The following is a 7,891-nucleotide window of genomic DNA, read 5'->3' as shown; positions in this document are numbered from 1 at the left end:
TTCATCGCGTCTCTACAAATGGTCTATTTGTCGCATTCTTTTTTCAAATTGGTATGACTTCTGAATTTTTCTTCAAGAGTTTGCCTTAGCGTAGACCAACCCAGGCATCGCCGCCCCAACTAATCTATATGTAACAGGTATTTTGTTAAATTTTTCAGTTCAGTAATGAATTTGATTAATTGTCAGGATTATCAATAAAAAGTATTTTATAAGTAATCATTTTTTGCAACATTATTAAACTCAGAACCCTACGCCTAAAAGCTATGAAATTTTTAAGTAATAATGTTGACTTTACCAGTGTCAATATCGTAACAAGCACCAACAATTTTTAGTTTTCCTTCATCGATCAATTTAGCTAAAATTGTTGAGCTTTCCTGTAATTTCTCAGCTTGATACTGGATATTAGCTATAACTGCATTCTGCATATTATCGCCCGTTCTTAACTTTACCCTTTCTACAGATGGTTTGATACCCTCAATAATCAAACCCATTCTGCCAGGAAGTGGTTCGTTTTTGATTGCTTCTGCGACAGCACCGCATCTTTTATGACCCAAAATGACAATTAACTGCGAACCTAACACTGTTGTAGAATATTCGAGACTACCTATAACCGTGTCACTGGCGACATTACCAGCAACTCGCACGACAAATAAATCTCCAAGTCCTTGATCAAAGATGATTTCCGCAGGTACTCTAGAATCTGCACAGCCCAATATAGCGGCAAATGGATACTGAGCTTTAGCAACTAATCGCAGATGTTCTAGTGATTGATCAGGATATTTACGTTTTTGAGTGATAAATCTTTGATTACCATCGAGTAAGCATCTGACGGCTTGATTCGGACTGACTGGATTAGGGTTAACTGGGTGAATATCAGCAACAGTAGTTTGCTCTGGATTCCAAAAACTATCACCAAAAGCAGTAGCCGCAATACCTACCACACTAGCAAATTTTAAGAAATCACGTCGCCCTATAAATCCATTAATTCGACTCATCAATCTACCTGAAAACAAAGCTGTTCTCAGGAAGATATCAGACTTAAGGAAGATGTTAGAGTACCTGATTACACGATTTAAGAGTCATTTAACATTCACATATAAAAATAAAATCGCATTTGTTAACTTACTTGCTTAGGTAGGCAATAGTAAAGAGGACAGATGCTTTTTTAATACATCCTTTTTTGATTGTAAAAGAATAAAATTCGTATCAAAATACAAAAATATCTATTGTTTGTATTTCCTGTCTATTTTGGGAACACTTAATATAGTACTGGCTATAGATATGGCTTTTTTAAACAAAACAAACTGGAATTTCCTACGTAAAAATGCTCCAAATAGCTCTGGGATAGATCCATCTGTTTCCAGCCAACAACCTCTGGTGCAGAAACAACCTGCAACACCATCAACTCCCAAAAACCTTGCTGAATTAGAGCATGAAATGGAGTTACAAAGGCGGGTGCTTAAAACATCCCCTCAGCAAGTGCATAGCAAAGCCAAGCGCGGTATAGGTAGTAGACTTATTTGGACAGTAATACTTATAGGCATTCCTGGTGGTGTAATTTGGGTGGCTAACCAACCTTACCCGGTGATTCGCCGTCCGGTGATGCTCCATGCACCTTTTTTGTTGCTACCCAGCTATATAAGTATGGATAATCATTATCGACAGGCGTTGGTATTAGTTGAACAAGCTGAACAGTTGATTGAAAAAGCTACTAGTCCTGCTGATTTGGCTTTGGGAGAACAGAAGTTGCAAGAAACACGACAACATATAGATCAGTTACCAACTTCCTTTGTCAACGATTGGTCACAATATAAATATTGGTGGTACGACTCGCGCTTTAGCATCTACGGTTTTAATGCATTTCGGAGTCAAGTTGGGCAGCTAGAAGCTAAGGTTTTTCAGGAAAAGAATGCTCAGTCTTTGCTTGCCGATAATATGCAGAGCCTCTTAAATGCAAAACAGCAATATGAACGCGCTAAAACAGTAACTGATAAACAGACTGCAACAGCTGCTTGGCAAACGGCGCTTAATCAATTTGAGCAGATTCCTAGTCAAACCCTGGCAGGAAAAACTATACAAAATCAACTGGATAATTATAAGCGTGAGTTTCAGCAAGTTGTGGGATTAGCAGCGGCAAACGATCGCATCAGTGCCTTAATCACCGCAGCAAGGCAATTTTCTTGGCAAGCTGCCAAAGCTGGTCAAAATCCACCGCATACCGTAACTGAATGGCAACAGATAGAAAATTTGTGGATAGAGGCAATTGAGCGGCTTAAAGAGATTCCTTCAAAAGACGTGGCTGGTTATACTGAGGCACAGAATTTATTAGCAATTTATAAGGCTAATTTAGGTCAAGTTAAGGTAAGACGGCAAGCTGAGGCAGATGCTGTGGAGGCTTTGGAAAGGGCGCAACGAGAAATTGCAAGTTTGCTGGCTTCAATTCCTACTGATGCTCATGATATGCAGCGCAATCGGGTGTTGAGCCAATTACAAAGTATTATTAATCAATTAGAAAAGGTGCAAAATGGCACAACAGCCTATCTGAAAGCTCAAGAGTTACTACTATCGGCAAATCATAAATTAAAGCAGCTACAGGCTAAATAAATGGTAGCGATCGCTTTAGCCAATACTTCCGCCAAAAATTTTTGCAACATAATTAATCGGCTATGAAAGCGTAAAGTTATACGCCCCTACCTGTGTATCAGGTATTTCATGAAATGGTATAAGTCCATTTGTACTATGTGTTTTCTGTTTGAATTTTAGCCAGTTGTATTGAAGCGGTGACGCTCACTTTGCTTGTTTACTGCATCCAACCCTAAAAGGGTAAGTTTACAGAGCGTGGGCGTCAACAACTGGCCATTGGGTGGGATTTTTGAGACGGGAATAGATCCCTTGTAGAATTTTCTCAATGTCCCAGTAACCCTGCTGATATGTCAATTAAAACTGCAATAGAAAAATTTTGGGTGCCAAATTGCCAAAACCACTCAATCAATTTTGATTGGGTAAACATGAGCGTTTTTATACCATGAGAAAACACTTTGCATGAGTTGTTGTGACTCAGCAGTATATTAAAAAGTGATTCAAAGCTTTATATATAGGAAGTTCAGTACGCCTTTCGGTTGAATCGAGTTCTGGGAAATCCAATTAATTTGCGTTTTCGTCATTTTTTCCTGAATGAATGTCCTGTTTTACCTTTCTATTCGCTGTAGATGTGATTAGAAACGCAAGGATTATTGGGGAGAATTCTTTGAGCATCGAAAACGACGGTCGCGGCAGTGGCAGGAAATCTTATAGCTTTTGTATTAGTTTATAGATAGCGTAGGCGCACACCAACCTAGGCACGCTATCGCCTGGTGAAGTTTCCTCATTACAGTGGTGTTATGTTGAATGGGGGCAAGAGTGATTAAAGAGCGTTAATGTCTTTTACCTGCTCCCAGATATAGCTCACCCACTTTAGGGTCATTCAACAGTTCTTGACCAAGGCCGGAAATAGCATCGCGTCCAGACTCCAGTACATAGCCGCGATTAGCCATCTCTAAAGCCTTACGGGCATTTTGTTCTACTAATACGATCGCAGTACCCGCCTGATTAATTTGTTTAATCTGCTCAAACACTTGTGTCACCAGAATCGGGGACAAAGCAGCAGATGGTTCATCCAAAATCAGCAAACTAGGTTCCAACATCAAAGCTTTACCCATTGCTAGCATCTGGCGTTCTCCTCCAGAGAGAGTACCAGCGCGTTGACGACGGCGATCGCTTAGTCTAGGGAACATAGTAAATATTTTATCTTTAATTGGTTTCAGAGGAGCGTTAAGCACAAAAGCACCCATCTCCAAGTTCTCTTCAACACTCAGAGAGGGGAAAACATTGGCGATTTGCGGTACGTAGCACATTCCTCGTTGGACAATTTGATTGGACTTTAGCCCCACAATATTTTCACCTTTGAAGGTAATTGTGCCTGTGTGGGGGATCAAAAGCCCAAAAATTGCTTTTGCTAAAGTAGATTTACCAGCACCGTTGGGGCCAATCACAGTTACCAATTCCCCTGGTGCAACCTGGAAATTCACACCTTGCAGGATATCTACATCTTTGATATATCCAGCGTGGACATTTTGGACATCTAATAAATAGTCATTTGTCATTTGTTATTTGTCATTTGTCGTTTGTCAACAGTCAAGTCAAAAATAACTATTGACTGTTGACTATGGACTATTACGGAGTTTTTTGCAACTCCGGCCGTTCTTCTGCAAGAATTGCCCCTTCTACTGGGCAAACTTGGAGACATATACCACAGTCGATACAAGTGGCAAAGTCAATCCAGTACCAATCGGTTCCCTTAGCATTTTTGCCTGGGCCATCATGAATACAAGCAACTGGACAGGCATCTACGCAGTCAGCTACGCCTTCACAGACTTCTGTAACAATTGTGTGCGGCATGTTTTTGATTCCCTCTTTTCTGTATCGGCTATTTCTAGCCTAGCAGGGGAGTGGGGGGCCAGGGAGCAGGGGGAGCAGGGGAGGCAGGGGAAGAAGAATTATTGATTAATGCCCAATGCCCCATGCCCCATGCCCCATGCCCATTAACGCAATGGTTCAATTTTTGGGGAGCCATCGGGCTTGATCCAAGCAATTTGGGCAATACCGCGATCGCGTGCGTATTGGCGAATAGCGTCTGCATCTCTTCCCCCCAAATCAATTTCTACCCGCACTAAATCAGTAGAATCTCTGAGCTTTTGCGCGTAGGCAAAGGCGGCGGCGTTAGCATTCGCTGTCTCTGGTACTACTAAACAGTTACTCGCTGGGGTTTCCTGTGGCAATTGCTGTGTAGATAACAAAACTTGGTATAAATCTTCGATACTTAGTCCAAAACCGATACCAGGTATATTTTCTCCTTGGGGATGATATAGCCCCAAAAGCTGGTCGTAGCGACCACCACGCCCTAAAACTCTGGCTTGGGATTCAGTATCGTTGACAACTTCAAAGACAATACCAGTGTAGTAGTCTATGGTCTGGATCAGGCTGAGGTCGAGAATTAACGGAAGTTTTTTCTCTGATTCCAGTAATTCTACTAGGGATTTGAGGTTATTTACTGCCTCTCGCTGTTCTTCATCTAAATCCAAACTACTGACTTTTTGTAACACGTCTGCACTTGGGCCGCGCAAATCCATGATGATTTGGGCGCGATCGCGTAGTTTGTCACTTAGGGGTAAAGTATCTATAGTAATGCGGTCAAGATGAGCGATCGCACTACGAACTTTATCCTGTAAATTAGCAGGAAAAGCACTCAGGAGCGATCGGGTAATTCCCGCCTCACCTAAAATTAAATGCCATTCGCGCAACCCCAGTGCTGCTAAACAATCTGCTACTAACAGTAGTACTTCCGCATTTGCTAGCAAGCCGCCAGCACCTAATAATTCCACTCCAGCTTGATAAAATTCTTGCTGGCGATTGTGTCTACTTTCCCAAGTGCGGCGAAACACGTTAGCGTTGTAGTACAACCGTTGCGGATAAGTTGCATTTGCCATGCGAGTGACAACGGTGCGAGCAATGGATGCTGTTAATTCTGGACGTAGCCCTAATTCATCATCCTCACCATTTTGTAATTGAATCACCATCTGGCGCTGGATTGCTTCCCCTGCCATCAGGGTATCCATACGTTCTAAAGTCGAGGTGATAATCCTGTGATATCCCCAACGGTCAAACACCTGCTGTAACCGATCTTCAATCCAGCGTTTTTTCTCTACATCCAAGGGTAATAAATCCCTGGCTCCCGCTGCTGGTTGATACACCATTATTTTTTCTTCCCACCAAACAAACCACCGAACAAACCACCACTACCAGATTTATCTGGTTGCTTATCTCCATTATTGGGGGATGAAGTCACCTTATGATCATTAGGTTGTTGTCCTAAAGCCTTATCTATTTTTGGTTTCCATTGCAATGCTGCTTGATCGTTGGGGTCTAATTTGAGAGCATTGTCGAAGTGGATTTTTGCCATTTTTAGCTGATTTTGCTTCAAATAGACCATTGCAATTAAGCTATGGCAGTGACTATTTTTAGGTTCTAGCTTCAGGGCATCCTGCAACTCTACTTTGGCTTGGGCAAATTGATTTTTGTCAATCAAAGATTGAGCGCGACGAATATACTGTTCTACAATCGAGTCTTCTTTTGGTGGCGCTGGTGGTGGCGCTGGTGGTGGCGCTGGTGGTGGTGTGCTTGAGTTAACTTTAGGTTGAGCAGGTGGCGGTGCTGCTGATGCTTTACCCGAACTCCGCATTAAATAGACTAAATTCAACTCACTAACTTGGGCAATGACTTGCAGTGCTTGATCTAAAGAATCATATTGGGTTTCGCCAATTTTAGCGATCGCACTTTTATAAAAATGATCGATATTAGGGGCATTAGCTAACTGTTTAGCCAATTCGGTGTTGAGAGTCACCGAAGTAGATTCTTGTACCAGACGCTTGCCAATTTGCGACAAAATTAAAATATATTCCGTGCGAGTGCGATCGCCACACAGTTTTTCGTAAGCTGGGTTAACCAGCTTTGATAACAATTCGTTCCCTAGCTGTTTCTGTTCAGCACTTTCAGTACAACTACTGTCTGGGTGCAAACGGCGGGCGATTTTGAGATAGCGTTTGCGAATTTCTTTGACATCCGCATCCACTGGAACGCACAAAACTGCGTGATGATCTATGAAATCATATTTAAATAGTCCACGATCTATTTTGAAAGACATATAGAGGATTTGCACCAAAGGAGCAGTTAGATTTTGTTTAGTTTACCCAAAGTTGAAGGGAAAGCTTCCAGGTGCTACACCCAGGGAGCAACGCGAAAAAGTGAGATCATCGTCTAATGAGCAGGGGGAGCAGGGGGAGCAGGGGGAGCAGGGGAAGCAGGGGAAGCAGGGGAAGTAGGGGAAGTAAAGAGAAAATACTAATAACTTTTACTACTAAAATAGTTCAAAATACACTTAATTTCTTTCTCTCCCCCTGCCTCCTCTGCCTCCTCTGCCTCCCCTGCTTACTCACCTCACAAAATCGCATTGCTCCCCTACACCCATGCTGATAGTGGTGGAACTTGTAACAGTTCGCTACTGAGGGAGTCGTGAATATAACCATTTGTTGCGAGAATTCTACCTGACTCAATTTTGACGGGAGTACCATCGTAGGCAGTGACTTTGCCCCCAGCTTCTTGTAACAAAATTATCCCGGCGGCAATATCCCAAGGAGAAAGCCCTCGTTCCCAATAACCATCGACGCGTCCACAGGCAACATACGCCAAATCTAGCGATGCGGAACCGCTACGTCTGACTCCTTGGGTAAGATGGGTGAGGTGGCTAAATTCTGCGTAGTTATTATCAGAGGTTTCGCGGCGATCGTAAGCAAATCCTGTCACTAGTAAGCTTTTACTCAATTCAGATGTTACCGAAACTTTGATAGGGCGACGGTTCCGGGTTGCTCCCAAGCCAGCAGCAGCCCGGAATAGCTCATTGTGGAAGGGGTCATAGATTACACCAAGTTGAGGAACGCCATTAATTAACAGTCCAATGGAAACGGCAAAAAATGGGTATTGATGAGCGTAGTTGGTTGTGCCATCTAGAGGGTCTATTGCCCAAAGGTATTCATTTTCTTGATTACCTAATTTCCCTGATTCTTCAGCAAGGATAGAGTGATCGGGAAAGTGGCGGCGCAAAATTTCTAAAATTACTTCTTCTGAGGCTTTATCAGCAGCGGTGACTAAATCACCAGGGCGACCTTTTTCAATAATTGCATCTTCTAATTTACCTAAGTAACCTTGCAAAATTACACCAGCAGCTAAGGCCGCTTCGGTAGCAATATCTAGAAAAATTTGTAGATTAGTCATTAGTTATTAGTCATTTGTCATTGGT

General features: G+C 42.4%; 7 protein-coding genes. 1 reads left to right on the top strand and 6 read right to left on the bottom strand.

From position 1 onward, the window contains the following. Nucleotides 1–272 precede the first annotated feature (272 nt). A complete protein-coding gene (locus VB740_RS15995) occupies nucleotides 273–995 on the bottom strand; it encodes a carbonic anhydrase (RefSeq protein ID WP_323200957.1) in 723 nt (240 codons plus the stop codon). 286 nt (nucleotides 996–1,281) lie between these two features. Between VB740_RS15995 and VB740_RS15990 the strand changes: the two genes are divergently transcribed. Next, nucleotides 1,282–2,604, top strand: a complete 1,323-nt coding sequence (locus tag VB740_RS15990) for a hypothetical protein (protein ID WP_323200956.1) — start codon at nucleotides 1,282–1,284, stop codon at nucleotides 2,602–2,604. A gap of 809 nt (nucleotides 2,605–3,413) precedes the next feature. Here the strand turns inward: VB740_RS15990 and VB740_RS15985 are convergent. The 5 genes from VB740_RS15985 to VB740_RS15965 all read right to left on the bottom strand — a co-directional run bounded on the left by VB740_RS15985 (nucleotide 3,414) and on the right by VB740_RS15965 (nucleotide 7,866). After that, nucleotides 3,414–4,142 (bottom strand): ABC transporter ATP-binding protein, encoded by a 729-nt coding sequence (locus VB740_RS15985; RefSeq protein WP_323200955.1) that lies wholly within the window; start codon nucleotides 4,140–4,142, stop codon nucleotides 3,414–3,416. Between the two features lie 70 nt (nucleotides 4,143–4,212). Further along, nucleotides 4,213–4,437 carry an indolepyruvate ferredoxin oxidoreductase subunit alpha gene (locus tag VB740_RS15980; protein ID WP_012407913.1) on the bottom strand — a complete coding sequence of 75 codons (225 nt, stop codon included), beginning with the start codon at nucleotides 4,435–4,437 and terminating at the stop codon, nucleotides 4,213–4,215. 143 nt (nucleotides 4,438–4,580) lie between these two features. After that, nucleotides 4,581–5,792: an ATP phosphoribosyltransferase regulatory subunit gene (locus tag VB740_RS15975; RefSeq protein WP_323200954.1), complete on the bottom strand. Its 1,212-nt coding sequence runs from the start codon at nucleotides 5,790–5,792 to the stop codon at nucleotides 4,581–4,583. Beyond that, nucleotides 5,792–6,739, bottom strand: coding sequence for a J domain-containing protein (locus VB740_RS15970; protein WP_323200953.1), 948 nt, complete (start codon nucleotides 6,737–6,739; stop codon nucleotides 5,792–5,794). Before VB740_RS15970 ends, VB740_RS15975 begins: the two co-directional genes overlap by 1 nt. 314 nt (nucleotides 6,740–7,053) lie before the next feature. Then, the gene (locus VB740_RS15965; RefSeq protein WP_323200952.1) at nucleotides 7,054–7,866 is read right to left on the bottom strand and encodes an inositol monophosphatase family protein; all 813 of its coding nucleotides are present in this window, start codon (nucleotides 7,864–7,866) and stop codon (nucleotides 7,054–7,056) included. Nucleotides 7,867–7,891: the final 25 nt, after the last annotated feature.

The sequence above is a fragment of the Nostoc sp. UHCC 0251 genome, from assembly GCF_034932245.1.
In the GTDB taxonomy this organism is placed as follows: Bacteria; Cyanobacteriota; Cyanobacteriia; order Cyanobacteriales; family Nostocaceae; genus Nostoc.
Note: the sequence above shows the minus strand (reverse complement) of the source record. Positions and strands in the feature narration are given on the sequence as shown.

Bases quoted from the DNA above. Each gene is read 5' to 3' on its own strand.
- VB740_RS15980 (WP_012407913.1), bottom strand. From the start codon at position 4,437: ATGCCGCACACAATTGTTACAGAAGTCTGTGAAGGCGTAGCTGACTGC.
- VB740_RS15985 (WP_323200955.1), bottom strand. From the start codon at position 4,142: ATGACAAATGACTATTTATTAGATGTCCAAAATGTCCACGCTGGATAT.
- VB740_RS15970 (WP_323200953.1), bottom strand. From the start codon at position 6,739: ATGTCTTTCAAAATAGATCGTGGACTATTTAAATATGATTTCATAGAT.
- VB740_RS15975 (WP_323200954.1), bottom strand. From the start codon at position 5,792: ATGGTGTATCAACCAGCAGCGGGAGCCAGGGATTTATTACCCTTGGAT.
- VB740_RS15990 (WP_323200956.1), top strand. From the start codon at position 1,282: ATGGCTTTTTTAAACAAAACAAACTGGAATTTCCTACGTAAAAATGCT.
- VB740_RS15965 (WP_323200952.1), bottom strand. From the start codon at position 7,866: ATGACTAATCTACAAATTTTTCTAGATATTGCTACCGAAGCGGCCTTA.
- VB740_RS15995 (WP_323200957.1), bottom strand. From the start codon at position 995: ATGAGTCGAATTAATGGATTTATAGGGCGACGTGATTTCTTAAAATTT.